This window comes from Rhodococcus sp. NPDC003322, from assembly GCF_053589555.1.
On record NZ_JBSFSC010000001.1, the window covers coordinates 1138342 to 1164338 of the forward strand.

25 protein-coding genes are annotated in these 25997 nt (G+C 68.5%); 10 read left to right on the forward strand and 15 right to left on the reverse strand.

The genetic code is table 11. From position 1 onward, the window contains the following. Positions 1 to 148: 148 nt before the first annotated feature. A complete protein-coding gene (locus ACWDUM_RS05380) occupies positions 149 to 2185 on the forward strand; it encodes a neutral/alkaline ceramidase (protein ID WP_450133150.1) in 2037 nt (678 codons plus the stop codon). A 70-nt stretch (positions 2186 to 2255) separates the two neighbouring features. Here ACWDUM_RS05380 and ACWDUM_RS05385 read toward each other — a convergent pair whose 3' ends face one another. Beyond that, positions 2256 to 3131 carry an SDR family NAD(P)-dependent oxidoreductase gene (locus tag ACWDUM_RS05385; RefSeq protein ID WP_450133151.1) on the reverse strand — a complete coding sequence of 292 codons (876 nt, stop codon included), beginning with the start codon at positions 3129 to 3131 and terminating at the stop codon, positions 2256 to 2258. A 164-nt stretch (positions 3132 to 3295) separates the two neighbouring features. Between ACWDUM_RS05385 and ACWDUM_RS05390 the strand changes: the two genes are divergently transcribed. Further along, positions 3296 to 4330, forward strand: a complete 1035-nt coding sequence (locus ACWDUM_RS05390; RefSeq protein ID WP_450133152.1) for a 2Fe-2S iron-sulfur cluster-binding protein — start codon at positions 3296 to 3298, stop codon at positions 4328 to 4330. A gap of 80 nt (positions 4331 to 4410) precedes the next feature. Here ACWDUM_RS05390 and hsaB read toward each other — a convergent pair whose 3' ends face one another. The 4 genes from hsaB to hsaA are packed head-to-tail and all read right to left on the reverse strand — an operon-like array spanning position 4411 to position 7954. Then, positions 4411 to 4992, reverse strand: coding sequence for a 3-hydroxy-9,10-secoandrosta-1,3,5(10)-triene-9,17-dione monooxygenase reductase subunit (hsaB, locus tag ACWDUM_RS05395; RefSeq protein WP_450133153.1), 582 nt, complete (start codon positions 4990 to 4992; stop codon positions 4411 to 4413). Beyond that, positions 4992 to 5891: an iron-dependent extradiol dioxygenase HsaC gene (gene hsaC, locus ACWDUM_RS05400; protein WP_450112260.1), complete on the reverse strand. Its 900-nt coding sequence runs from the start codon at positions 5889 to 5891 to the stop codon at positions 4992 to 4994. The genes hsaB and hsaC overlap by 1 nt, the downstream gene beginning before the upstream one ends. Next, a complete protein-coding gene (gene hsaD / locus ACWDUM_RS05405; RefSeq protein ID WP_450112261.1) occupies positions 5891 to 6766 on the reverse strand; it encodes a 4,5:9,10-diseco-3-hydroxy-5,9,17-trioxoandrosta-1(10),2-diene-4-oate hydrolase in 876 nt (291 codons plus the stop codon). Before hsaD ends, hsaC begins: the two co-directional genes overlap by 1 nt. Before the next feature lie 12 nt (positions 6767 to 6778). Next, on the reverse strand, positions 6779 to 7954 hold the full coding sequence (hsaA, locus tag ACWDUM_RS05410; RefSeq protein WP_450112262.1) for a 3-hydroxy-9,10-secoandrosta-1,3,5(10)-triene-9,17-dione monooxygenase oxygenase subunit: 1176 nt from the start codon (positions 7952 to 7954) through the stop codon (positions 6779 to 6781). Between the two features lie 237 nt (positions 7955 to 8191). Between hsaA and ACWDUM_RS05415 the strand changes: the two genes are divergently transcribed. The 3 genes from ACWDUM_RS05415 to ACWDUM_RS05425 are packed head-to-tail and all read left to right on the forward strand — an operon-like array spanning position 8192 to position 9956. Next, a complete protein-coding gene (locus ACWDUM_RS05415) occupies positions 8192 to 9373 on the forward strand; it encodes a Rieske 2Fe-2S domain-containing protein (protein WP_450133154.1) in 1182 nt (393 codons plus the stop codon). Then, entirely contained in the window at positions 9370 to 9711 is a 342-nt protein-coding gene (locus ACWDUM_RS05420) for a hypothetical protein (RefSeq protein WP_450133334.1), read from the forward strand. The genes ACWDUM_RS05415 and ACWDUM_RS05420 overlap by 4 nt, the downstream gene beginning before the upstream one ends. A gap of 29 nt (positions 9712 to 9740) precedes the next feature. Continuing rightward, complete coding sequence (locus ACWDUM_RS05425; RefSeq protein WP_450133155.1) at positions 9741 to 9956, forward strand: hypothetical protein; 216 nt, start codon at positions 9741 to 9743, stop codon at positions 9954 to 9956. Between the two features lie 13 nt (positions 9957 to 9969). On the opposite strand, the gene dmpG is transcribed toward ACWDUM_RS05425, so the two are convergent. From dmpG to ACWDUM_RS05440, 3 genes are all read right to left on the reverse strand, one after another. Then, positions 9970 to 11022 (reverse strand): 4-hydroxy-2-oxovalerate aldolase, encoded by a 1053-nt coding sequence (gene dmpG, locus ACWDUM_RS05430; RefSeq protein WP_450133335.1) that lies wholly within the window; start codon positions 11020 to 11022, stop codon positions 9970 to 9972. A 5-nt stretch (positions 11023 to 11027) separates the two neighbouring features. Continuing rightward, entirely contained in the window at positions 11028 to 11951 is a 924-nt protein-coding gene (locus ACWDUM_RS05435; protein ID WP_450133156.1) for an acetaldehyde dehydrogenase (acetylating), read from the reverse strand. A 205-nt stretch (positions 11952 to 12156) separates the two neighbouring features. Further along, the gene (locus tag ACWDUM_RS05440; RefSeq protein WP_450133157.1) at positions 12157 to 13779 is read right to left on the reverse strand and encodes an FAD-binding protein; all 1623 of its coding nucleotides are present in this window, start codon (positions 13777 to 13779) and stop codon (positions 12157 to 12159) included. 125 nt (positions 13780 to 13904) lie between these two features. Between ACWDUM_RS05440 and kstD the strand changes: the two genes are divergently transcribed. From kstD to ACWDUM_RS05455, 3 genes are all read left to right on the forward strand, one after another. After that, the gene (gene kstD / locus ACWDUM_RS05445) at positions 13905 to 15614 is read left to right on the forward strand and encodes a 3-oxosteroid 1-dehydrogenase (protein ID WP_450112266.1); all 1710 of its coding nucleotides are present in this window, start codon (positions 13905 to 13907) and stop codon (positions 15612 to 15614) included. A 12-nt stretch (positions 15615 to 15626) separates the two neighbouring features. Beyond that, entirely contained in the window at positions 15627 to 16487 is an 861-nt protein-coding gene (locus ACWDUM_RS05450) for a MaoC/PaaZ C-terminal domain-containing protein (RefSeq protein ID WP_450112267.1), read from the forward strand. A 77-nt stretch (positions 16488 to 16564) separates the two neighbouring features. Continuing rightward, positions 16565 to 18397 carry a cholesterol oxidase substrate-binding domain-containing protein gene (locus tag ACWDUM_RS05455; RefSeq protein ID WP_450133158.1) on the forward strand — a complete coding sequence of 611 codons (1833 nt, stop codon included), beginning with the start codon at positions 16565 to 16567 and terminating at the stop codon, positions 18395 to 18397. Positions 18398 to 18490: 93 nt separating this feature from the next. Here the strand turns inward: ACWDUM_RS05455 and ACWDUM_RS05460 are convergent, their stop codons facing one another. Together ACWDUM_RS05460 and ACWDUM_RS05465 are read right to left on the reverse strand one after the other, a co-directional pair. After that, entirely contained in the window at positions 18491 to 19933 is a 1443-nt protein-coding gene (locus ACWDUM_RS05460; RefSeq protein ID WP_450133159.1) for an MFS transporter, read from the reverse strand. Further along, a complete protein-coding gene (locus tag ACWDUM_RS05465) occupies positions 19930 to 20766 on the reverse strand; it encodes a mycofactocin-coupled SDR family oxidoreductase (protein ID WP_450112270.1) in 837 nt (278 codons plus the stop codon). The genes ACWDUM_RS05460 and ACWDUM_RS05465 overlap by 4 nt, the downstream gene beginning before the upstream one ends. A 185-nt stretch (positions 20767 to 20951) precedes the next feature. Between ACWDUM_RS05465 and ACWDUM_RS05470 the strand changes: the two genes are divergently transcribed. Then, a complete protein-coding gene (locus tag ACWDUM_RS05470) occupies positions 20952 to 21860 on the forward strand; it encodes a bile acid:sodium symporter family protein (RefSeq protein ID WP_450133160.1) in 909 nt (302 codons plus the stop codon). On the opposite strand, the gene zapE is transcribed toward ACWDUM_RS05470, so the two are convergent. Further along, positions 21743 to 22807 (reverse strand): cell division protein ZapE, encoded by a 1065-nt coding sequence (gene zapE / locus ACWDUM_RS05475; RefSeq protein ID WP_450133161.1) that lies wholly within the window; start codon positions 22805 to 22807, stop codon positions 21743 to 21745. The two genes, ACWDUM_RS05470 and zapE, sit on opposite strands and share 118 nt — an antisense overlap. 68 nt (positions 22808 to 22875) lie before the next feature. Here zapE and ACWDUM_RS05480 point away from each other — a divergent pair, with 68 nt between their 5' ends. Beyond that, positions 22876 to 23529: a TetR/AcrR family transcriptional regulator gene (locus ACWDUM_RS05480; RefSeq protein WP_450133162.1), complete on the forward strand. Its 654-nt coding sequence runs from the start codon at positions 22876 to 22878 to the stop codon at positions 23527 to 23529. Between the two features lie 33 nt (positions 23530 to 23562). Here the strand turns inward: ACWDUM_RS05480 and ACWDUM_RS05485 are convergent, their stop codons facing one another. From ACWDUM_RS05485 to ACWDUM_RS05500, 4 genes are read right to left on the reverse strand one after another with little or no spacing between them, the layout of a single operon-like run. Beyond that, positions 23563 to 23898, reverse strand: coding sequence for a DUF202 domain-containing protein (locus ACWDUM_RS05485; protein ID WP_450112274.1), 336 nt, complete (start codon positions 23896 to 23898; stop codon positions 23563 to 23565). Then, complete coding sequence (locus ACWDUM_RS05490; RefSeq protein WP_450133163.1) at positions 23895 to 24314, reverse strand: YidH family protein; 420 nt, start codon at positions 24312 to 24314, stop codon at positions 23895 to 23897. Before ACWDUM_RS05490 ends, ACWDUM_RS05485 begins: the two co-directional genes overlap by 4 nt. Continuing rightward, positions 24301 to 25218 (reverse strand): TauD/TfdA dioxygenase family protein, encoded by a 918-nt coding sequence (locus ACWDUM_RS05495; protein WP_450133164.1) that lies wholly within the window; start codon positions 25216 to 25218, stop codon positions 24301 to 24303. Before ACWDUM_RS05495 ends, ACWDUM_RS05490 begins: the two co-directional genes overlap by 14 nt. A gap of 21 nt (positions 25219 to 25239) precedes the next feature. Next, a complete protein-coding gene (locus ACWDUM_RS05500; protein WP_450133165.1) occupies positions 25240 to 25899 on the reverse strand; it encodes a TetR/AcrR family transcriptional regulator in 660 nt (219 codons plus the stop codon). Positions 25900 to 25997 lie beyond the last annotated feature (98 nt).

The window sequence follows — 25997 nt, forward strand, 5'->3', positions numbered from 1 at the left end:
CGATCTTCCTGGCGATCTCATGGTAGCCCGACAGGAATCGGTACAGAAGGCCCTGCGCGGGTCTTGCCAATTGCGGCGCGATCGTGTGAACTCCAAGTTGGACGATTGACCAGGTTTCATTTCGACGCCCTCGCAAAGGATTTCCGTAGTGAAGATCAGTCGACGCAGCGTGCTCGCCGGAGCCGCCGCCACGCCCGTCATCGCGGCCCTGTCCGCGGGGCCTGCCGCCGGCGCGCCCGTTCGCACCGCCCCCGGCGGGTCCGGCCTCCGGGTCGGGGTCGGCATCGCGGACGTCACCGGGCCCGTCGCCGAGAACGGCATGATGGGCTACTCCAGCTTCGAGCAGGTCGCGCAGGGCCTGCACCAGCGCACGAGGGCCCGGGCCTATGTCTTCGCCGACGCCGCCGACGGGCGCGTCGTCTACGTGTGTGTCGACACCTGCATGGTGTTCCAGTCCGTGCACGACGAGGTCCTGCGCCGCCTGCACACCGCGTTCGGCGGGATCTACACCGAGCGCAACGTCATGCTCACCGCGGTCCACTCTCATGCCGCGTGCGGCGGCGCGTCCCACGACTACGCGTACAACCTCGCGATTCTCGGCTTCCAGCCCCTGACCTTCCATGCCGAGGTGGACGGCATCGTCGACGCGATCACCGCGGCGCACGCAAACCTCGCGCCGGGCACCGTCGCGTACGGCCGCAGCGAACTCGCCGATGCCAGCGTCAACCGCTCGCGAGTCGCCTTCGATCGAAACCCGCAGCGGGACAGGGACTACTACCCGCTCGGCATCGACACCTCGATGCGGACGATCCGGATCAGCCGCGGCGGCACGGATGTCGGTGCGATCAACTGGTTCGCCACCCACTGCGCGTCGCTGACCAACGAGAACTACCTGATCTCGGGCGACAACAAGGGCGCCGCCGCGTACTTTTGGGAACACGACGTCGAGGGCGTCCGGTACCTGGACGGCGCACCGGGATTCGTGGCGGCCTTCCCGCAGACCAACTCCGGCGACATGTCCCCGAACCTGCGTCTCGAGCCCGGCAAGGGGCCGACCGACGACGAGTTCGAGAACACCCGCATCATCGGCGAGCGCCAGGTGGCGGCCGCCCGCACCGCCTTCGCCGCCGCCGAACCGATGGAAGCTGCCACCGTCGACAGCCGGATCATGTACCTGGACATGGCGAACCAGGTCGTCGACGGCCGGTTCACCCCGGACGGCAAGCAGCGCCGCACCGCTCCGGCCTGTGTCGGCGCGGCGATGAGCGCGGGCAGCACCGAGGACGGTCCGGCCATCCCGATCTTCCCGGAGGGCACCCGCAACCCGGTCGTCGACGCTCTCGGCGGCATGAACGCACCGGTGCCCGACTGGCTCGCCGACGCGCAGGCCCCCAAGCTCGTGCTGGCGGCGGTGGGGTTGCTGCCGCCGGACGGCTGGGTTCCGCACGTGCTCAAGATCCAGATCATCCGGATCGGCGACATCTACGTGGTCGGCGGACCGGCCGAGTTCACCATCGTGTCGGGGCTGCGGATCCGTCGCACGGTCGCGGAGGAACTCGGCGTTCCGCTCGAGAACGTCATCTTCCAGGGGTACGCCAACTCCTACTCGAGTTACTGCACCACCCCGGAGGAGTACGAGGCGCAGCAGTACGAGGGCGGCTCGACCCTCTTCGGCCGCAACACACTTCCCGCCTATCAGCAGGGCTACGCCCAGCTCGCGACAGCCATGCGCACCGGCACCGAGGTCCCGCGCGGCCCCGCGCCCCGCGACCTGTCCGGCTTCCAGCCCAGCTTCGGCCCGGGCGTCCCGGCGGACGCCCCGCCCGCGGGACGGCAGTTCGGCGACGTTCTCGTGCAGCCCGCTCCGCGGGCGGAGGCGGGCGCCCAGGTGGTCGCCGAGTTCGTCACCGGGCACCCGAAGAACGACCTGCACCGCGGGGGTACCTTCCTCGAGGTGCAGCGACTCGACGGCGGCCGATGGGTCCGGCACGCCGACGACGGCGACTGGTCCACCAAATATCGTTGGCGCCGTGAGGGTTCGAATGCCTCCGTCGCCCGCATCACGTGGGACGTTCCGGACGGCACACCGAATGGGCGGTACCGGATCCAGCACTTCGGCGACAGCAGGGACGCAGGCGGCGCAATCACCCCGTTCACCGGCACCTCCGCCGAATTCGACGTCTGAGGCACCTTCGGTGCGCGTGCGTGGTGCGAGCCTCTGGACTCGCACACCACGCACGCGCTGCGGAGCGGACCTAGAGCATTCCCGCGAGTTCCTCCAGCCCCCACGGCGGTTCGGTGTTGTGGTCGCGGTAGGCCAGCACCGTCGGGGTCGGGCGGTCGAAGCGACCGACGAATCCGCCCGAACCGACGAAGATCCGACCACTGACGCCCTTGGCGAGGTCACTGACGAGGAACGCGTACAGCTGGGCCACGTACTCGGGCGGTGCCGGGTTGAGCGAACCGTACCGTGACGCGTCGTCGAGCATCCCCCGCCGGTGCAGCTCCTCGATGTGCTGCTCGTACTCCTCGCCCTCCGACAGGCGCGTCCGCGCACCCGGGCAGACCACGTTCGCGCGTACCCCGGAGCCGGCGAGTTCGGCGGCGATCGCCATGGTCAGGCTGTTGACCGCCCCCTTGCCCGCCGGATAGCCGGTGCCCCCGTAGTCGCCCAGGTAGGCGAACGAACTCGTGTTGACGATGGCGCCGGAACCGCGCTCGGCCATCAGCGGGGCGATCAGCCGGCACGTCCGGAACGCGGTCGTCAGGTGCGCATCGAGCAGGGCGTCCCACTCGTCGTCGGTGACGGTGAGAATCGACGACCCGGGAGGCTCGGCGACGCCGGCACAGTTGACGAGGATGTCGATGTCTCCGAACTCGCCCAGAGCGGTGTCGACCAGCTCCTGCGCGACCGCGCGGGACGACGCCGCCCCGGCGACCGCGACCGCGTTGCCGCCCGCGGCCCGGATCTCGTCGGCGACCTGCTGCGCGACCGCGGCATCGCGACCGTTGACCACCACCCCGGCTCCCTGCGCCGCGAGGGCGTGCGCCACGGCCCGTCCGATCCCCCTGCTCGACCCCGTCACCACCGCGCCGCGTCCGGCCAGGTGCCGCCCCGCTTCGGTCGTCATCTCCCACCTCTCCTCGTGTCCCGGGCCGTCGGCCCACAGCGTCCGCTCCCACGGCACCATTGCTTCCCAACGCGTGCCAGACTACAGTCCAGACACCTGTCCAGTCCGGGTGAACGGGACATTCACCCGGAAGCCGGCCGAAACGCACGGGGAGCACCGAGACCATGCCCGCACCGACGATCCACCGCCTCCGCGTCAGCGACGTGATCGAGGAGACCCGCGACGCCCGATCCGTGGTCTTCGAGGTCGACGCCACGCTGCGCGAGCGGTTCGCCTACCGGCCCGGGCAGTTCCTGACGCTGCGCATTCCCGGCACGACGCAGGCCCGCTGCTATTCGCTCGCCAGCGCACCCGACCTCGACGAGGACCTGAAGATCACGGTCAAACGAGTCGACCGGGGCCTCGGGTCGAACTGGTTGTGCGACAACGTCCGACGGGGTACCGAGATCGAGGTCCTCGAACCGTCGGGCGTGTTCACCCCGCGCGGCCTCGACGCTCGCTACCTGCTCGTCGCCGGCGGCAGCGGCGTCACACCGATCATGTCGATCCTCAAGTCGGTGCTCGGCCGCGGCACGGGTGAGATCGTGCTGTTCTACGCCAACCGCGACGAGGGCTCGGTGATCTTCGACGCCGAACTGCGCGAGCTGTGTGCACGTCATCCCGAGCGGTTGACGGTCGAGCACTGGATCGAGACCGACGACGGGCTGCCCACCACCGACCAATTGGTTCAGCGCTTCCGCGCGTGGGCTTTCGACGAGGTCTTCGTGTGCGGGCCGCAACCGTTCATGGACTGCACCCGAAAAGCCCTGACGGAAATGGAGTTTCCTCGGGAGAAGCTGCACATCGAGCGGTTCACCTCCCTCGCAGCCGACCCGTTCGCCGTCGACGACACCCCGCCGCAGGCGGCCACAGGGGACGGACCCGTCTCCACCGTGGTGGTGCGCAAGGGCGGCCAGACGCACACCCTGTCCTGGCCTGCCGATCAGCGTCTGCTCCAGGTGCTCGACGCCAACGGGATCGTGGTCCCATCCTCCTGCACGGAAGGGGTCTGCGCGGCGTGCGAGTGCCGGCTCACCGCGGGCCGGGTCGAGATGGTCGACAACCGGGTGCTGGAGGAGGACGACCTCGCCGACGGCTACATCCTCGCGTGTCAGGCACTCCCCCGCACGGAGTCCCTCGAGGTCGAGTACGACGGGTGACCGGTGAACACCAAAAGGGCCCGCCCGCGCGAAGGTCGCGCGGACGGGCCCCTTGTCGCCCCTCCGGGTATGCGGTGGCCCTAGAGCCAGGTGTCCTCTGTCGTCGTGGTGAGGAACGCCTCGAGGTCGTCGCGCCAGGGCGCCGGCACGGTCTTGTCCGGTTCGATGGCGGTGTACTGACCACGGTAGAACAGCAGCGGCCGTTCGGTTTTGATCTCGCTCATCGACGAGACCCGACCGAACACGACGTAGTGGTCGCCGCCGTCGTGCACGGTCTCGACGGTGCAGTCGATGTGGGCGAGCGAGTTGTCGATGATCGGCGACCCGAGCGGCGAGGCCGTCCAGCCGATGCCCGCGAACTTGTCCGGTTCACGGGACCCGAAGCGGGCGCACACCTCCTGCTGCTCCTCGGCGAGGACGTTCACGCAGAACTTTCCGGTCCGCTCGATCGCCGCCCAGGACCGCGACTCCTTCGTCGGGCAGAACAGCACCAGCGGCGGGTCCAGCGACAGTGCCGCGAAGGACTGGCACGCGAACCCGACCGGCGCGCCGTCGTCTGCGGTGGTGATGATCGTGACGCCGGTGCAGAACTGACCGAGGACGGTCCGGAACTGGCGCGGGTCGATGCCGCTGTCGGGCACCGTCGCCTTCTCGGGGCTCATTACTTGAATCCCACCGTGAAGTCGTGCCCCCACAGGCTCACTGCGGTGGACTCGCGTGCGATCCAGGTGTCGTCCTCGACCTCGAGTCCTTCGCAACCGAATTCGACGTCGAAGCCGCCGGGCGTCTTCATGTAGAAGCTGAGCATCAGGTCGTTGACGTGCCGGCCGAGGCTGGCGGACATCTTGACCTTCTTGCGCAGCGCGCGGTCGAGGCACAGGCCGACGTCGTCGGAGTTCTCCACCTCGACCATCAGGTGCACGATGCCGCTGGGGTTCGGCAGTGGAGCGAACGCCAGGCTGTGGTGCCGCGGGTTGCAGCCGAGGAAGCGCAGCCATGCCGGGTCGCCGTCCGCCGGGCGTCCGACCACCTGCGGGGGCAGGCGCATCGAGTCGCGCAGCTTGAACCCGAGCACGTCACGGTAGAACTGCAGGTCCGCCTCGTCGTCCTTGGTCGCGAGCACCACGTGCCCGAGTCCCTGCTCACCGGTCACGAACTTGTGACCGTACGGGCTCACGATGCGCCGGTGCTGCAGTGCGATGGTGTGGAAGATCTCCAGCCGCGACCCCGAGGCGTCCTTGCACTTGATGAACTCGACGACGTTGCGTTCGGCCGCCTCCTCCTTGGTGCCCTCCTCGAACTCCCAGTCGGCCTTGGCCAGACGTTCGCGGATCTCCTGCAGCCCTTCGGCGTTCGCGCACTCCCAGCCTGCCGCGTAGAGGCCGTCGCGCTCGCCGGGGACGATGACCAGGCGGGCCGGGTAGTCGTCCATGCGCAGGTACAGGGCCTCGGGGTCGGAACCCTTGCCCTCGACCATCCCGAGCACCTTGAGCCCGTAATCACGCCAGGCGGCCATGTCGGTCGCCTCGATGCGCAGGTACGCGAGGGAGCGGATGCTCATCAGTTGCCTCCATCGAGAAGGAAGTCGGTTGCAAGACGGTTGAATTCGTCGAACTTCTCGAGCTGCGCCCAGTGCCCGCAGCCGCCGAACACGTGCAGCTGCGCGCGGGGGATCATCTTCAGCGCCACGAGGGCGCCGTCGAGCGGGTTGACCCGGTCCTCGCGGCCCCAGATCAGCAGCACGCGCTGGCGCAGCTTGTACGCCTCGCGCCAGAGCATGCCCTTTTCGAACTCTCCGCTGGAGAAGGACTTGCCCATCGCCTTCGCCGCGGCCAGGGATTCCGGGGTGCTCGCCGCGGCGAACCGCTCCTCGACCAGTTCCGGGGTGACCAGCGACTGGTCGAACACCATGATCCGGAGGAACGCCTCGAGGTTCTCGCGGGTCGGCTGGTAGCTGAACTTGCCGAGGTTCTTCACACCTTCGGTCGGGTCGGGAGCGAAGAGGTTGACACTCAGGCCACCCGGGCCCATGAGCACGAGCCGACCGGCCCGGTCCGGGTAGTCGAGCGCGAACCGCACCGCTGCACCGCCGCCGAGCGAATTGCCGAGCAGGTGAACGCGATCGGTGATGCCGATGGTGTCGAGCAGGTCCTTCAGTGCCGAGGAACTGTGCACGAAGTACTGCGGGTGTTCGGTGGGCTTGTCGGACTTGCCGTAGCCCGGCTGGTCGACGGCGAGCACGTGGAAGCGCTCGGCGAGGACGGGGATGTTCTTGGAGAAGTTCGACCAGGAGGAGGCGCCCGGGCCGCCACCGTGCAGCAGCACGATCGTCGGGCCGTTGCCGACGCCGGCCTCGTGGTAGTGCAGCTTCAGGTCCGGTCGGACCTGTGCGAAGCGGGAGGTCGATTCGTACGTGAGTTCTTCGGTTGCCGTCATGTGTGTTTCCCCCTAGACCATCGTGTCGGTCAGCGGCAGGCCGAACTCGGCGCCACCGAACATCACGTACGCGCGCTCGGCGTCGTTGGCCGCGTGCACCCGGCCCGCATGGGCGTCGCGCCAGAAGCGCTGGATCGGAGTGCCGTTCGCGAGCGCGGTGGCACCCGAGTTCTCGAAGAGCAGGTCGATCGAGGCGATCGCGCGGCCGGTGGCACGCACCTGGTCACGGCGCGCGCGGAGACGCAGCTCCATCGGCACCTCTTCGCCCGCAACGAGATGCGCGTACTCGTCGGCGACGTTGCCGGACAGCTGGCGCCAGGCGGCGTCGATGTCGCTGGACGCCTGGGCGATGCGGATCTTGGCGAACGGATCGTCCTTGGCCTTCTCCCCCGCGTAGGCCGCACGCACCCGCTTGCCCTGGTGCTCGACGTGCGCGTCGTAGGCGCCGTACGCCATGCCGACGATCGGAGTGGAGATGGTAGTGGGATGGATTGTGCCCCACGGCATCTTGTAGACCGGAGCGGTGTTCTGCTGCAGTCCCGGCGCGGCGAGATCACTCATCGCCTTGAAGCTCAGGAACCGGTGCCGCGGCACGAAGACGTCCTTGACGACGACCGTGTTCGAGCCGGTGCCGCGCAGGCCGACGACATTCCACACGTCGTCGATCTCGTAGTCCTCGCGCGGGATCAGGAAGCTGCCGAAGTCGACGGGGCGGCCGTCCTTGATCACGGGACCACCGACGACGACCCAGGTCGCGTGGTCGGAACCCGACGACCACGCCCACGCGCCGTTGACCTTGTAGCCACCGTCGACGACCTCACCCGCGCCCATCGGCGCGTAGGACGAGGAGATCCGGACGTCGGTGTCCTTACCCCAGACGTCCTCCTGCGCCTGCTGATCGAACAGCGCGAGATGCCAGTTGTGAACCCCGATGATGCCGGCGACCCACCCGGTGGAGCCGCAGGCGCTCGCGATGTTGCGGACCGCCGTGTAGAAGGTGACCGGATCCGCCTCGAACCCGCCCCACTGCTTCGGCTGGAGAAGCTTGAAGAAGCCGACCTCCTGCAGGGCCTTGATCGAGTCGTCCGGGATGCGACGCAGGTCCTCGGTCTCCTGGGCACGCTCGCGGAAGGTCGGCAGTAGCTCGTTCAGCTTCTCCATCACCACGTGGCTGTCGTGCTCACTCACTGGTCGCTCCCTATGTCTGTCGATCTGACGGTCTGTCGATCCGGCTTCTTGCGCTCTTGCGTGTTCGGTGGTGCGCTCGCCCCTGAGACTAGAACACGTTCCCATTTGTGTCGAGAGGCGGCGAGCACAGCAGGTCAGGCCGCTACGACAGGAACAACTCGGCTCGAAATCTGGCGAAACTCTCCCGACTTCTATAACGTGTTCTAGTAACGGAGACGAAGGGATGTGAGGGCACAGATGACGCAAACGAGCGGCGCGCCCGCCAACCGCAAGGTTCGTGAAATCGACGTCGGAACCACGCCGACGCGGTTCGCCCGTGGCTGGCACTGCATCGGCCTCGAGCGCGAGTTCCTGGACGGCAAGCCGCACGCGGTGGAGGCGTTCGGCACCAAGCTCGTCGTCTTCGCCGACAGCGAGGGCAAGCTCAACGTGCTCGACGCGTACTGCCGGCACATGGGCGGCGACCTGAGCCAGGGCACCGTCAAGGGCGACTCGGTCGCCTGCCCGTTCCACGACTGGCGCTGGGGCGGCAACGGCAAGTGCACCGACATCCCCTACGCCCGACGGGTTCCGCCGCTCGCGCGCACCCGCTCGTGGACCACACTGCAGCGGAACAAGCAGCTGTTCGTCTGGCACGACCCCGAGGGCAACCCGCCGCCGGACGAGGTCACGATTCCGGAACTGCCGCAGGTTCTGACCGATGACTGGACCGACTGGGAGTGGCACCGCCTCGAGGTCAAGGGCTCCAACTGCCGCGAGATCGTCGACAACGTCGTGGACATGGCGCACTTCTTCTACGTCCACTTCGGGTTCCCGAAGTACTTCAAGAACGTCTTCGAGGGCCACGTCGCGTCCCAGTACCTGCAGAACCACGGACGCCCCGACGTCGGGAACATGGGCACGCAGTACGGCGAGTCCGTCCTCGACTCCGAGGCGTCGTACTTCGGCCCCTCGTACATGATCAACTGGCTGCACAACGACTACAGCGGGTACAAGGTCGAAAGCGTCCTGATCAACTGCCACTACCCGATCACGCAGGACTCGTTCATGCTGATGTACGGCGTCAGCGTGGAGAAGCCGAAGGGCCTGGACGAGGCGACGACCAACAAGCTCGCGCGCAAGTTCACCGAGGGCGTGACGATGGGCTTCGAGCAGGACGTCGAGATCTGGAAGAACAAGACCAAGATCGAGAATCCGCTGCTGTGCGAGGAGGACGGCCCGGTCTACCAGCTGCGCCGCTGGTACGAGCAGTTCTACGTCGACGTCGCCGACATCGACGAGAAGGCGACGCAGCGCTTCGAGTTCGAGATCGACACCACCAAGGCGGTGGAGGCGTGGCAGCGCGAGGTGGACGAGAACCTCGCCCGCCAGGCCGAGGAGAAGGCCGCCGCCGAAGCCGACAGCAAGACAGGCGTCTGACGATGACCTCGACCTGGTCCAAGGCCCCGGACTTCGCCGACAGCCCGGCCCGGGTCGAGGCCGTCCGCGCACAGACCGCCGTCGACCTGCAGACCTACCTCGACGACGGCCTGCAGGAGGTGGAGTGCCGGACCTGCCACACCTGCGTGCTGGTCCGCAAGAACAGCTACAACCACACCAGCATCCAGTGGCAGGCCGACCCGGCGACGGTCTGTCCCGAGTTCGCCGGCGCGGGCGGCCGCCCCGGCGCGCGGCAGACGTGCCCACGCCTGATGGCAAGCATCAATCACGCCGTCATGGAGGGCATCGTCGAGGTCCGCGACACGCAGTCGGAGTAGTCGACGAGCAGGAAGGGGCGTGCATCCGGATGGATGCACGCCCCTTCCTCGTCCCGGCTGCTGCTGTCGGTGGCCGGTGCCATGCGGTCCTCTCGCACCACAAGAACCTCAACCTCGGCGACTTCCTGGTCGACGACCGGTGCGCCAACGGCGCCCGCGATTTCGGGGGCGAGTTGGTCCTGTTCGGTTCGGCCGACTTCGGCGACTGGGCGGCCGTCACGAAGTACCTACTCGAGCGCAAGTGATCCGGGTCGAGGATCAGGCCCCCGCCTGCTCGCGCTGCAGTTCCAGCGCAATGTCGATCAGCTGGTCCTCCTGGCCGCCGACGAGTTTGCGCTTGCCTGCGCGGACGAGCATCTCGGCGGCGGAGACCCCGTACCGCTCGGCCTGCCGCTCCGCGTGCTTGAGGAAGCTCGAGTACACGCCCGCATAGCCCATCATCAGGGCCTGCCTGTCCAGCAGGCACTCGGCCGGCATCACCGGCCGGACGACGTCCTCGGCGGCGTCCGCGATCGCGAAGAAGTCGATGCCGGTCTTGACGCCGATCTTGTCGCACACCCCGACGAACGCCTCGACCGGCGCGTTGCCGGCACCGGCGCCGAATCGGCGGGTGCTGCCGTCGATCTGCCGCGCCCCCGCCCGCACCGCCGCTACGGAATTCGCGACACCGAGGCCGAGGTTCTCGTGCCCGTGAAAGCCCACCTGCGCGTCGGGTCCGAGCTCTGCGGCGAGGGCCTCGACCCGCTCGGCGACCTGTTCGAGCACCAGTGCGCCCGCGGAGTCGACGACGTACACGCACTGACAGCCGGAGTCGGCCATGATCCGGGCCTGTTCCGCCAGCTTCTCCGGCGCAATCGTGTGCGCCATCATCAGGAATCCGACGGTCTCGAGCCCCCGCTCCCTCGCGAGACCGAAGTGTTGGACGGCCACGTCCGCCTCGGTGCAGTGGGTGGCGATCCGGCAGATCGAGGCGCCGTTGTCCTGGGCCTCGACGATGTCCTCCTTGACGCCGACGCCGGGCAGCATCAGGAACGCGATCTTCGCCTGAGTCGCGGTGTCCACCGCGATCTTGATCAGTTCCTGCTCCGGGGTCCTCGAGAAGCCGTAGTTGAACGACGAGCCACCGAGCCCGTCGCCGTGCGTCACCTCGATGACCGGGACACCGGCGTGGTCGAGGGCGCCGACGATCGCGCGCACCTCCTCGCCGGTGAACTGGTGCCGCTTGTGGTGCGAACCGTCCCGCAGTGAGGTGTCCGTGACCCGGACGTCCCACGAGGGGTCGAAATGTACTGCGCTGTCGATGAGAGTCATCTCGCTCACGCCTTCACGCTGAGAAGCTTCCGGGCGATCTCCTCGCCCACCCTGGTCGCCGCCGCGGTCATGATGTCGAGGTTGCCCGCATACGGCGGCAGGAAGTCCCCGGCGCCCTCGACCTCCACGAAGGTGGTCACCTTCGCGTGCCCACCGGACATCACGCTCGGCTCGTCGAACTGCGGATCGTTGAGCAGCCGATAGCCGGGCACGTACTGCGCGATGTCGGCGACCATCCGGTGGATCGAGTCGGCGATCGCGTCGCGGTCCGCATCCTCCGGGATCGCGCAGAAGATGGTGTCGCGCATGATCATCGGCGGATCGGCCGGGTTCAGGATGATGATCGCCTTGCCCTTGCGCGCGCCTCCGATCACCTCCACGCCGCGACTGGTGGTCTTGGTGAACTCGTCGATGTTGGCGCGGGTGCCCGGGCCCGCCGAGACGGACGCGACCGACGCGACGATCTCGGCGTACGGCACGTCGACGACCCGCGACACCGCGTGGACGATCGGGATGGTCGCCTGCCCGCCGCAGGTGATCAGGTTGACGTTCGGCGCGTCGAGGTGCTCGTGCAGATTCGCGGGCGGCACCACCGCCGGTCCGACCGCGGCCGGAGTGAGGTCGATAGCGCGGATGCCGGCGGCCCGGTATCTCGGGGCCGCGTCGCGGTGCACGTGGGCGGAGGTCGCCTCGAACACCAGGTCCGGCTTCTCGGGCAGGGCGAGCAGCCGGTCGATCCCCTCCGCGGAGGTCTCGAGGCCCATCGCGGCGGCCCGGGCCAGGCCCTCGCTCGCCGGGTCGATGCCGATCATCCAGCGCGGCTCGAGCCACTCGGACCGCCGCAGTTTGTACAGCAGGTCGGTGCCGATGTTGCCCGACCCGACGATTGCCACGCTTGCCCTGTTCTCCGACCGTCGTGCGTGAGCCATGGATTCCTCCTACTCGAACCGCGGGGATACGGACCCGAGCCCGGAGAAACCGGCATGGCGCCGATCTCCCGGCCCGGACGTCGGCGGCGCGGGTGCACGAACCCTCGGGTCCGCACCGCCCGCGAGTTCGTCACGCAACTCGGTGCAGAGCATGTGCGGTTCCTTTCGGCTGCGGAGTCGGACTCGGTGCGGCCTCGGGCGCTGGCTAACTCACCAGCGGGACGGGGTCGGGACCCGCTTGGGTCCGCTGGGTGGCATGGACTGCGGCGCGCCGGCCGGAGAACACGGCGTCGGCGAGCGAGAGGCCGCTGACGTAGGAGTTCGAGCAGATTCCGACGGCGGTCCGACCGGCCGCGTACAGACCCTCGATCGGGCCCCCGCCCTCCCCCAGGACCTCGCCGGAGTCCTCGTCGACGACCAGACCCCCCAGCGTGATCATCGGCAGCGGGTTGGTCAGGCTCTTCTTCAGCGAGACGTCGAACAGCGAGAAGGGACCGGTGCGCACCGGACGGCGGAAGTCGTCGGGCTTGCCCATCGGGTCGGGTCCGCCGCTGTCGATGGCGTCGTTGTGCGCCGCGACGGTCGCCGCCAGCCCGGCCGGGTCGATGCCGACCCTGGCGGCGACCTCGTCGAGAGTGGCGGCCGTGGTTCCGTCCAGCCGCATCATGGTCTCGGCCTGGACCCGCTGGAACCAGTTCGTGTGGGTGCCCATCTGCGAACGCGCCTCGGCGACCAGGTCCGCGTCGGCGACCAGCCAGCCGTGGCCCTCCCGCTCGGCGATCATCGCGTGCCCGAGGGCCGCGCCGTAGCGGGACTCGTCGACCATCCGGTTGCCCTGCCGATCGACCAGGATCGATCCCAGGAAGGCCGGGGGCGGCACGATGAATCGCCATGCCGAGATGTGCGAAAGCTTGTCGGTGGCGCCGCCCGCCGAGGCACCCAAGGCGATGCCGCTGCCGTCGTCGGCGGAGGTGCCGAGCGGGAGCCCACCGAGGTAGCGGGGTGCGTGCTCGGCGACCATCGCGCGGTTGCCGATGAATCCGCCGGCGCTGAGGATGACGCCCGACCGGGCCTCGATGCGGATCGGGCGCGCGTAGCGGGCTTCGATGCGTTCGACCAGCTTGTCCAGCCGCCGGCGCATCGGCGGGTAGTAGATCCCCGGCTTGGCCGACAGCGAGGACAGCCGCGCGTGCCGGGCTCGCACCCTCGCGGGTGCGTCGCGCAGGCTCAGACACTCCACGCCGACCACGGCGCCATTGTCGTCCGTGAGCAGCCGAACCGCACGCGTTTGCTGCTGAAGACGTAGCCCCTTGGTCAGTGCGGACTCGATCAGCGGCCGGTAGAGCATCTTCCCGGAGGTGCCGCGGCCCTTTGCCCGGTGTCCGCGCGGAGCGGGCGGCGCGACGTCTCGGAATCCGCCTGCGGCCTCGCTCCCGGAGTAGTACAGGTAGTGCCGATCCGTGGGGTACGACGTCTTGTACGGGCACAGCGACCCCTCGAAGGGGACCCCGTTGCTCATCAGCCATTCGATCGTCGCGGGACTGTCCGCGCAGAACCGGCGCAGCGTCTCGGGCCGGACGGCGTCACCGACCTCGCGCGTCAGGTACGCGAACATGGCGTCGACGGTGTCCTCCACCCCCGCCTGGCGCTGCACCGACGTCCCGCCACCGGCATAGAAGATGCCACCGGAGATGGTGCTCGTCCCGCCGCCGGCGAACCGGTCCACCGCGACGACCTCGGCGCCCGCGTCCAGCGCCTCGACAGCGGCCGACGCACCCGCCACACCGGTGCCGACCACCACCACGTCGGCTGAAAGATCCCAGGACACGAGCACCGCCCTCCGCTGAAACTGAACGTGTTGCCATTTGCGTCCAAGCAGTTCGCCGCCGTCCGGGAATACTTCCTGGCAGAAAGCATGGACCTAGCCCCACATCATTCTATAACGTGTTCTACATGAGCAAGCAGGAATACGACATCGTCGTCGTCGGCAGCGGCGCTGCCGGCATGACCGCCGCCCTGACCGCCGCCCACCAAGGGCTGAGCGTGGTCCTTCTCGAGAAGGCCGCCCACTGGGGCGGTTCGACGGCCCGCTCCGGCGGTGGCGTCTGGATCCCCGGCAACAAGGCGCTTCTCGCCGCCGGCCGGCCGGACGACCGCGAGGAGGCGCGCAAGTACCTGCACTCGATCATCGGCACCGCGGCGCCGAAGGAGAAGATCGACACCTACATCGATCGCGGTGCCGAGGCGTTCGACTTCGTCCTCGACCACAGCCCGCTGAAGATGAAGTGGGTTCCCGGCTACTCGGACTACTACCCCGAGGCTCCGGGCGGCCTGTCCTCCGGACGCTCCTGTGAGCCGGCGCCTTTCAACGCGAAGGTACTCGGCGCCGAACGTTTCAACCTCGAGCCGCCCTACAGCAAGGCTCCGCTCAACTTCGTCGTCACCCAGGCGGACTTCGTCAAGCTGAACATGATGAAGCGCCAACCCCGCGTCGGCATGACCCGCGCGATGCGTGTCGGCATCCGCGCCACCTGGGCCCGCGTCACCGGCAAGCACCTGCTCGGCATGGGCCAGGCTCTCGCCGCCGCCATCCGCAAGGGCCTGCAGGACGCGAAGGTCCCCGTTCTCCTGGAGACGCCGCTCACCGGCCTGATCGTCGAGAACGACCGCGTGATCGGCGTGCGCGCGACACACAAGGGCGAGGAGGTCGAGTACATCGCCCGCCACGGCGTCGTCCTGGGCACGGGAGGCTTCGAGCACAACGCGGAGATGCGCGCGCAGTACCAGCGTCAGCCGATCACCACCGAGTGGACCACCGGCGCCCCGGCGAACACCGGCGACGGCATCCGCGCCGGCCGCGACCTCGGCGGCGCCCTGGACGTGATGGCCGACGCGTGGTGGGGCCCGACGATCTTCAAGAGCGGCAAGCCGTGGTTCTGCCTCGCCGAGCGCAATCTTCCCGGCTGCATCATCGTCAACGCCGAGGGCAAGCGGTTCGGCAACGAGTCCGCCCCCTACGTCGAGGCGGTGCACACCATGTACGGCGGCACCTACGGCGAGGGCGAGGGTCCGGGCGAGAACATCCCGGCGTGGCTCGTCTTCGACCAGCGCTACCGCAACAACTACATGTTCGCCGCACTCCAGCCGGGACAGAAGATCCCGTCCCGCTGGATGGAGAACGACAACATCGTCAGCGCGCCGACGCTGGCCGATCTCGCCGCGAAACTCGGTGTGCCCGAAGCGAATCTCGCCGCGACCGTGGAGCGCTTCAACGGGTTCGCCGCGACCGGCGTGGACGAGGACTTCCACCGCGGTGACAGCGCCTACGACAAGTACTACGGCGACCCGACCGTCAAGCCGAACCCGTGCCTGGCCGCGCTGGTGCAGGGCCCGTTCTACGCGGCCAAGATCGTTCCCGGCGACCTCGGCACCAAGGGTGGCCTCGTCACCGACGTCAACGGTCGCGTCCAGCGCGAGGACGGGTCGACCATCGAGAACCTCTACGCGGCGGGCAACACCAGCGCGCCCGTGATGGGTCACACCTACGCCGGCCCCGGCGCCACCATCGGACCCGCGATCACCTTCGGGTACCTCGCCGCGCTCGACATCGCCAAGCGCGCGAAGACCGCCGAACCCGATTCCGCCGCAGCCACTTCGAACTGAGAAGGACCCGCCTTGCCCATCGATCCCAAGGTCGCCGTCGGCGCCACGCTGCCCGCCGTCGACTTCACCTGGACCGCCTCGGACGTCCAGCTCTACCACCTCGGCATCGGCGCGGGTGCGCGCCCGCTCGACCAGCGGGAGTTGCGCTACCTCGACGACGCGAAGCCGCAGGTGTTGCCCACCTTCGCCACGGTGGTCGCGAGCATCCACGCCACCGAGGCCCCGCGGGTCTCGTTCCCCGGCGTCGAGATCGACCTGGCGAAGGTCGTCCACGGCAGCCAGGAAGTGACAGTGCACCAGCCGATTCCGGCGCAGGGCAGCGGCCGCACCACCACGCGGATCGCCGAGGTGTGGGACAAGGGCAAGGCAGCGGTGGTCGTGCAGGAGTCGATCACCACCGACACCGAGGGCAATCCGCTGTGGACGGCGCGGTCGTCCATCTTCGCCCGCGGCGAGGGCGGATTCGGCGGGGAACGGGGCCCCTCCGAGTCCGTCGAGTTGCCGGACCGCACCCCGGAGCACGAGGTCGAGGTGCCCACCCTGCCGCAGCAGGCCCTGCTGTACCGGATGTGCGGCGACCGGAACCCACTGCACTCCGATCCCGAATTTGCCAGCGGTGCAGGCTTTCCCGCGCCGATCCTGCACGGTCTGTGCACCTACGGCATCGTCTGCAAGGCTGCGGTCGACACCGCACTGGACGCCGACACGACCCGAGTGAAGGGCTACAAGGCCCGGTTCGCGGGTGTCGTCTACCCCGGCGAGACGCTTCTCGTCCGGATCTGGGAGGAACCGGGACGGCTGCTGATCTCCGCCTCCGTCCCCGAGCGCGAGAATTCTCCCGCATTGGCTGACGTGATCCTCACGCTCGCCTAAGATCCTGGACACTCGACCAACTCAGCTCGGCACCCAGATTTCCCCCTCCCCCCTTTGCAACACGTCTGGAGTTACGCATGTCGAAATCGGACAGCAACACCGGGTTTTCCCGGCGCGGCTTCCTCACCGCGGGGGCCGGCGCCCTCGCGGTGACCGCAATGGGCGGGTGGACGCCCGTCTACGCCCTCCCGCTCGACACCGGGTCCCTCGGCTCCGGCTCCGGTTCGGGCTCGGCCGGTGGCGGCGCCACCCTGCCCGCACCCCCGAACTTCCCCACCGACATCGATCTCGCGCAGCAGGCCTACCAGAACTGGTCCAAGGAGATCATGCTGGACTCGGTCTGGACCGCGAGCCCGAAGAACTCCGGTGACGTTGTCCGCCTGACCAACTGGGCGCACGCGAACGGTTACACGCTGCGACCCCGGGGCGCCATGCACGGCTGGACGCCGCTGACCGTCGTCGACGGCGCCCCGGTCGACAAGGTCATCCTCGTGGACACCATCAAGCACCTGGGCGGGATCGCGGTCGACGCCGCAGGCAAGACCGTGACGGCGGGACCTGGGGCGACACTGTTCGACATCACCAGCGCCCTGCAGGAGCACGGGCTCGGCTGGGCGAACCTGCCGGCACCCGGAGTGCTGACGATCGCCGGCACCCTCGCCGTCGACGCGCATGGTGCGGCGCTGCCCGCGGACGGCCAGGCCACCGCACCGGGCCACACCTACGGCTCACTGTCGAACCTCGTCACCTCACTGACCGCGGTGGTGTGGAACGGCACCGAGTACGCCGAGCAGACCTTCTCGCGGAGCGACCCCAAGATCAAGCCGCTGCTGACCAACCTGGGCCGCACCTTCATCACCTCGGTGACCATGCAGGCGGGCCCGAACTTCCGGATGCGCTGCCAGAGCTACACCGACATCGACTGGCGAGAGTTGTTCGGCCCCAAGGATGCATCGGGTCGCACCTTCGAGAGCTACGTCAAGGCCCACGGCGGCGTCGAGGCGATCTGGTACCCGTTCACCGAGAAGCCGTGGCTCAAGGTGTGGTCGGTGGCGGAGGCCAAGCCGGCCGATTCTCGTGAGGTCACCAACCCGGAGATCTTCACCCTGGTGGACAAGCCGGCCGGCTCGCGCGAGGTCACCGGCCCGTACAACTACCCGTTCTCCGACAACGTGCCCGAGTCGATCACCGACCTGCTCGGCCAGATGAACGCCGGCGCACCGGGAATCGCCCCGCTGTTCGGGAAGACGATGTACGGCGTCACCGTCGCCGGCCTCGCCGCGACCAACTCGTCGGACATCTGGGGCTGGTCGAAGGACATCCAGTTCTACATCAAGGCCACCACGCTGCGGCTGACCGAGGGCGGCGGCGCCGTCATCACGAGCCGCGACAAGATCGGCCAGGTCATCCACGACTTCGCCGAGTGGTTCAACGGGCGCATCGAGTTCTACAAGGCGAAAGGCCAGTACCCGCTCAACGGGCCCGTCGAGATCCGCTGCTGCGGCCTCGACCAGCCGGACGACGTCGTGGTGCAGTCGGCGGGCGCGCCCACCATCTCGGCGATGCGTCCGCGGCCGGACCACCCGGAGTGGGACACCGCGATCTGGCTGAACGTGCTCGGCGTTCCCGGCACCCCCGGCATGTTCGCGTTCTACCGCGAGATGGAGCAGTGGATGCGCTCGCACTACTCCGGTGACGACTACACCTTCCGCCCGGAGTGGTCGAAGGGCTGGGCGTTCGGACCGGAGAAGCCGTACACCGACGGCGGCATCATCAGCGGCGCCCTGCCGCAGAGCTACCGCGACGGGCTGCCCTCGGGCGACAACTGGGACACCGCGGTCGCGGTGTTCAACGAGTTCGATCCGCACAAGGTCTACAGCAACACCTTCATGGATCAGCTGCTGCCGTGAGATCTCCCGCGGCGGGGTCGTCAGTGCCCGCCCCGCCGCGGTGACCCAACGCGAGGAAGGTCCGGTGCCGTCGGCACCGGACCTTCTTCGCGTTCACGGTCCTTCGCGTTCACCGCTCAGTGGCAGCAGTGTGACAACAATGGCCGCGGCCGCCACCGCGGCGCCGACCCAGTACATCGTGGTGAACGCCGACAGCGTCGGCACCGTCACCCCGGCCACGGTGATCGTCGATGCGGCCAGCACCGCCGCGCCGACCGCGGCCGCCGAGGACGTCCCGATCGACCTCATCAGCGCGTTGACCGCATTGGCAGTGGCCGTCTGGTCGACCGACACCGCGGTCGTGATCATCACCGGCATCGCGGCCAGCGCCATCGCGACGCCGCTGGAGATCATCGCGGCACTGGTCACCACCACCGGGACCCCGGATCCGCCGACCGCGCGCAGAACGTAGCCGACGGCGATGATCGCCGCACCGGTCGAGAGGGTCACCCGTGCGCCGCGGCTGCGGGTCATCCGCGAGGACAGCGGCGCGAGCACCACCATCAGCAGACCACCCGGGACCATCGCCAGACCGGCGGCCGCCTCGGACAGGCCGGGCCCGTAACCGCTCTCGACCGGCGCCTGCAGTTCCTGCGTCGCGGTGTAAGCGCTGAGGAACATCGCGAAGCCGAGCAGTACCCCACACACGTTGGCGATCAGCACCGGTCGCAGCACTGCCGTCCGCAGGTCGACGAGCGGGTCACTGCTGCGCAACTGCAGCCGCACCCACAGCGCCATCAACAGCACTCCGCCCACCGCGCATCCGACGGTGGCCCGACTACCCCACCCCCACTGACCCCCCTTGGAAATCGCGAGCAGCACCGCGGTGAGCGCGCCCGTGAGGACCACCGCGCCGACCAGGTCGAAGCGGCCGCGCGCCCGCACCGGTGACTCGGGGACTACTACGATCAGCAGCACCGCCATCAGCAGGCCGACGGCGCCGGTCACCCAGAACAGGGCGGGCAGACCGAGATGGGCGTAGATCACCCCGGCCATCGGCATGCCGAGCATGCTGCCGATGCCCATGGTGCCGCTCATCAACCCGACCGCCGCGCCCAGCCGCTCCGGCTCGAGGATGTCGCGCATCAACCCGACCCCCACCGGGAGCAGGGCGATCGCGAACCCCTGCATCACCCGGCCGACCACCACGACGGCGAACACCTGCCCGAGGGCCGCGATCACCGAACCGCAGACCATGACCGCCAGGCACAGCAGCATCATCGCGCGCTTGCCGGTCAGGTCCGCCAGTCGTCCGATCAACGGTGTGGCGACCGCGCCGGTGAGCAGGGTGGCGGTCACCAACCAGGATGCCGTCGTCTGGGAAACCCCCAGTGCCACGCTGAAGTCCGGCAGGATCGGCACGACCAGCGTCTGCTGGAGCGCGACGACCACGCCGGTGAGGCTCAGCACCGCGACGATCAGTCGCTGTCGCACGCCGCTGCCGGGGGCCGCCGATACGACGGCCGGTCCGGCGGTGGGGTTCCGGGTGACGCTCACCCGGTGACGCGAGCGGCGTTGCCTGCGTCGATCGGAAGCACGGTGCCGCTGATGTGCGCGCTGGCCTCGGCGGCGAAGAAGAGGACGGCGCGGGTGATCTCCTCCGGTTCGAGCCACGGCACCGGCTGCGCGTGCAGCGACTGGAACACCGGCGCGACGTCGTCGCGCGTCGGGGTCTCCAGGTCGGGACGCATCATCGAGTAGAGCGCGGCGTTGTGGATCATCGGCGTCGAGATGTTGCCGGGGGCGATCGCGTTGACGGTGATGCCGTTCTGGGCGAGGTCGAGCGCCGCGCTCTTGGTCAGACCGATCACGCCCCACTTCGATGCGGCGTAGGCCGCCATGTTCGTGTTGCCCGCACGCCCGAGCATCGACGAGATCGTGACGATCCGGCCGTACCCGCGCGCGATCATTCCGGGTGCCACGGCGCCGACGGTGTTGAAGACACCGGTGAGATTGCTCGAGATGGTCTCGTTCCACTGCGCCGAGGTCATGGACTGGACCGGCGCGGCAACGGACACACCGGCGTTGGCGACGGCGATGTCGACGCGACCGAATTCGGCCTCGGCGCGCGCCACCAGGGCGTCCATGGCCTGGCGGTCGGCGGTGTCCGCCTTGACCGCGATGCAGCGCCGTCCGGCCGCCTCGACCAGCCGGGCCGTCTCGGCGAGGTCCTCCTCGGTGGCGAGCGGATAGAAGACCGCCTCGCTGTTCTCGCAGCGGTCACAGATCACGATGTCCGCGCCCTGCTCCGCGAAGGCCACCGCGTGCGACCGCCCCTGTCCCCGGGCGCCGCCCGTGACCAGTGCGACCTTGCCGTCGAAGTCACCCATGTCGTCCTCCTCCTAGTCGGGTTCACTCCATCACTACCCCGTGGGTGGCCGTCGGCGCGCGACAATCTCGGCCAGCGGTACACCTCCACCCACCTTGCTCCGAATTGTCTGATTTCTCCGCACGACGGCCACCACGGTCGATATGTTGGGCACCCCGACCGCCCGCCGACCACGATGGGGCTGCCATGGACTCCGCACTGTCGACCACCGCCCTGCCGATCGCATTGGCGATCATCATGTTCGGTCTGGGACTGTCACTGACCGTCGCCGACTTCGCCCGGGTCGCGCGGCACCCGAAGGCGGTCGCGATCGCCCTCGCGTGTCAGCTCGTCGTGCTGCCTGCGATCGCGTTCGGCCTGGTTCTCCTGTTCGACCTGCCGCCACTGCTCGCGGTGGGCATGATGCTGCTTGCAGCCTCTCCCGGCGGAACCACCGCGAATCTGTTCTCCCACCTGTTCCGCGGTGACGTCGCACTCAATGTGACTCTCACGGCGGTGAATTCGGTGATCGCGGTGGTGACGCTGCCGCTGATCACCAATCTCGCGATCGACCACTTCGCCCCGCCGGAAGGTGGCGCGCTGGGACTGCAGTTCGCCAAGGTGGTGCAGATCTTCGCGATCGTGCTGGTGCCGGTCGCGGCCGGGGTGTGGGTTCGCCGGGTCCGGCCCGTGTTCGCGGACCGAATGGATCGCCCGGTTCGGATCGGTTCGGCCGTGGTGCTCGCACTGGTCATCGTCGGCACCGTGATCGCCGAACGCGAGAACGTCGGCGGCTACCTCGCCGACGTGGGTGTCGTGGTGCTGATCTTCTGTCTGCTCAGCCTCACGATCGGATACTTCGTGCCCCGCGCGGCGGGTGTCACCGACCGCCAGTCCGTTGCCTGTTCGATGGAGATCGGTATCCACAACAGCACGCTCGCGATCACGATCGCGATCAGCTTGCTCGACAGCACCCGAATCGCGGTGCCCGCGGCGGTCTACGGCGTGGTGATGTTCCCCGTCGCAGCACTGTTCGGGTGGGTGATCACCCGCCGGCGCACTCCCGCAGGCGAATCGTCCACGGGACCGGACGAGGTCCCGGCGGAGGCTCGCTGACGCAGAAGGGCAAGCCGGCTGCGGGCACGGTCGAGGTCCCGCCGGCCCGCCGCCGGCCCCGATCGCCAGTCCGCACCGATGACGGTGAGCGCGACATCGGCGTCGTACAGGACGTCGACCAGCGTGCAGAACCTCGCCACTCCGAATTCGGTCGCCTGACCGATATCCGGAACGCCGCTGACGACCCAGCGACGATGATCGGCAACGAGTTTCAGGTAGTCCGCGGCGCCCGTGGGCGCCTCACACAGATCCGCGAAGTCGAACCAGACCAGTCCGTCCCGACACGCCATCGCCGTCACCGGCCGACCACAGGGAACGAGGGTGACCCGCTCACTTTCCGGAGGCAGCTCACCTGCCGCCACCCGCGCCCGATACGCACCAGACGCGAATCCCCCTCCCTCGGCGCGGGATCCGTCCCGGTAGTCCCGGCCTCCGTCCAGGCTCACCACGGTGAGCCTCCGGCGCAGTCGATCGATCGTCGGCAGGAATGCATCGTGGAACAGTGGGTTCGGCATCAGCCCGTCCGGCGGATAGTTGGACGTGAGCACCAGCGCCACTCCCCGCGCGTCGAGGGTGTCCAGCAGGCGCGTGAGCAGGACCCCGTCCGCGACGTCGTGGACATGGAACTCGTCGAAGAACAGCACCTCGCAGCCACCCGTCATCCGGTCCAGCGCCTGCGCGATGCCTTCGGTGTGGACGAGCTCGTGCAGTCGGGCGAAGAAGTCGTGGAAGTGCACCCGCAGCGTCCGCGTACCCGACAGCGTCGCCCGCAGTACATCGATCATCCAGGTCTTGCCCCGTCCCACCGGGCCCCACAGGTAGATCCCTCGCCCTCCGCGCGGGTCCAGGTCGGACAGGACCGCCGCGGCGGCCCGCTGGTGCGGGTCGAGGGCGAACCCGCCTCGACGGGCGGCGGCGTCGAACACTTCCTCCGGTGCGAGCGACATGCCCGGACTCTACAAATGTAGAGTGGGCGAAAACAAGGCCGGAAGAGCCGACGTGAGCAGGGAGACACATGACCTCGACGGAGGACCGCCGGAAGTTGATCGCGGACGCCGCGCTGGACATCGTCGCGTCCGACGGCATCCGTGCCCTGACCCACCGCGCGGTGGACCGGCGGCTGGACCTCTCGCTCGGATCGACGTCGTACTACTTTCGCACCAAGCGGGAACTGCTCTATGCCACGGTCGGGCACCTCCACGAGATATCTCGACGCGAGTTCGCCCGATTCCTCGCGACGAGGACGGCCACCCTGCCGGACCTTCCGGTCCTCGCCTCCGACATCGCGGCGGCGATCGACCACATGCTGGCCACCCGCGCCCGGGATCTGCGGGCCCGCTACGCACTGACCCTGGAAATGGTGCACGACAAGGAAATCCAGATCGCGCTGACGTCGAGCGTCTTCTCGAAGACCCTGGCCGCCGGCATGGTCGCCGAACTCGGCTCCTCCCGACCCGAGGTGGACAGCGCCAACTTCATCGCACTCCTCGAAGGGTTCGTGCTCGACCGGGTCGTCGGCGCAGGCGCGTTCATCGGGCCGAGGCCCGGCACTCCCGCGAGCGTGTCCGTACTCACCGCGGGAATCCTGACCTTCCTGCGCGGACTCGACCGGGGCGTCGACACCGACCCGAGCACCGCCGCCGAGCGGAATCCCGAACCGCAGCGGTGACCGGACCTGCCACGCGCCGCTGGACTGCGGCACTCACGCCGCGGCCGCCGCGACGATCACGGCACCCGCGGCCGCCGGGACCAGCACGGCGCCGAGCAGCAGTACGTTCCACCCCCACTGCGGAGGTGCGCAGTCCATCTCGAAGTCCTCGCACGACCGTTGGTGCCGTCCGCGCGCGGTGCCGAGCAGCACCAGTGCACCGAGCAGCGCCACCCCGCCGACGGCAGCCGACGCCCAACCGGGCCCCGGCAAGCACCTGACGACGAGCACGGCCAGAGCGGCAAGGGCGGCCGCCGTCCGCACCCAGGACAGCGCGGTTCGCTCGGGCTGCAAACCGGGATCGGCCCGCACCCCAGGGGCGACGCTCATCGAACCGCCAGCGCCACGAGCAATACCAGCGCGATCCCGCCGACCAGCACCACCAGCAGCGCACCGAGTGCAGGCACCGGTAGGCCACGACCGTGCCGCAGTGCATTCTCGACGCCGAGCCAGCGCGCGAACGCGAACACCGACAGCGTCGCAGCGCCGGCAAGCATCCCCAGAACGAGAGCGAGATGCACTGTACTGCTTACCGTTTCCGGCCCGAATGCCTCGAAGCCGACCGCACCGGCGATCAGCCCCATCGCTGTGCGCATCCAGGCGAGAAAGGTGCGCTCGTTCGCGAGAGTGAACCGAGGATCGGGATCGACCCCATCTCTCAGCGCCTGCGGCCGCCATCGATGCGGCGCGACCGGACCGTCGCCGCGGGTGTCGACCCCTGCGGGCACGGCGTCAGCGAGGGACATCGCCGAGGATGGCGACGCGTTCCATCACCCGCCGGTGCGGAAAGTAGTCACTGGCGGCGTAGTGCTGGGTCGCCCGATTGTCCCAGAATGCAATCGAATTCGGCTCCCAATGGAACCGGCACTGGAAGTCGGGGACCTTGGCCTGGTCGAACAGGTGCTGCAGAAGTCGCGCCCCCTCGACCGGATCCAGGTCCGGGATGTGCGTGGTGAACAAGCTGTTGACGAACAGCGTCTTGCGTCCGGTCTCCGGATGGATCCGGACGATCGGGTGCCGCACCGGCGGGTACTGCTCCTGCATCCGGGCCTGTTGTTCCGGCGACATCGACCGTCCGAACGACGGCATGAAGTCGTGGACCGCGTCGAGCCCGTCGATCCTGGCCTTGACCTCGTCGGACAGGCAGTCGTAGGCGTTGCCCATGTCGGACCAGAGGGTGTCTCCACCGGCCGGCGGAACATCGATCGCCCGCAGCACCGACCCGAGCGGGGGACGCTGCTGCCACGTCACGTCGACGTGCCAGATGTTCTCGGTGCCGGGACTGTCCTCGCCACGCTCGAACCGGACCACCGAAGGGACCTCGCCCTGCGGCAGCAGCGGATGCACCTCGAGCTCCCCCCAGTGCTGGGCGAAGTCTCGGTGCTGCTCGCCGGTGATGTCCTGCCCCCGGAAGAACAGCACCTTCCACTCCAGCAGCGCGGTCCGCAGTTCGGCGATCACCTCGTCGCCGGGATCTCTCAGATCCACTCCGCGGACCTCGGCTCCGATGAACGGCGTCACGGGCCGCAGATCTATCGCCCGGTACGGTGCCGGGTCGAAGCCGTCGGGATTCCTGCGCATACCTCGTGGCCCGAATTCGATTGCGTGATCACCAATCTCAACTGTCCGCGAGGACGTCGACATACTCATGTCTGGCCTTTCAGGTAGATGTCATCGGGTGGCCGGGGCCCGCCGCCGGCGGCCGGCCTTGGAGTCCGCGGCTTCGAGGGATCCGACTGCCATGTCGATCAGATGGTCGACCGTTTCGTCGAAGGTGGCCTGTACGACCGGAAGCCCCTCGGCGCGCCGCTGTTCGTAGACGGCGAGGGCGGAGACGACCATGTTGTACATCAGGTCGACCCGCTCGTGGGCCGTGCGCCGCGACAGGTGCCCGAGCGCGCGCACGAGCCGGACCACAACCTCGCTGTTGGCGTCCCTGATCTCGTTCAGGGCGCCGCCCGCGAAGTCCACGGACGGCGACACCCTGGCGATGAATCGTGCATAGTGGCTGCCGTCGGGTGCTGCGCCGAGAAAGTCTGTGAGCGGCCGGATTCCGGCCTCCACAAGCGAGCGAAGGTCCTCCCCCCGGCCCTGCCCGTCGATTTCCGCGAGATATTCGTGGCGAGCCTGATTGATCTCGGTCATCCGGTACCGGAAGACCTCGATCAACAGCCCGCCCCGGCCGCCGAAGTGGTACTGCACGGCGGAGTTGTTGCGCTGACCGGCTGCTGCCGCCACGTCGCGCATGGACACCCCGTCGATGCCACGGTCGGCGAACATTCGCTCCGCCACCTCGATCATCGCGGACTTCGCATCATCGGAAGCAGCCATGCCGGAGACGATATAAGTCATTGACTTATCAGTCAAGACACTGCCTTAATTGTTCTATCCCTTTCCGCGACTGCACTATTCGAACCACAACCGAGGCC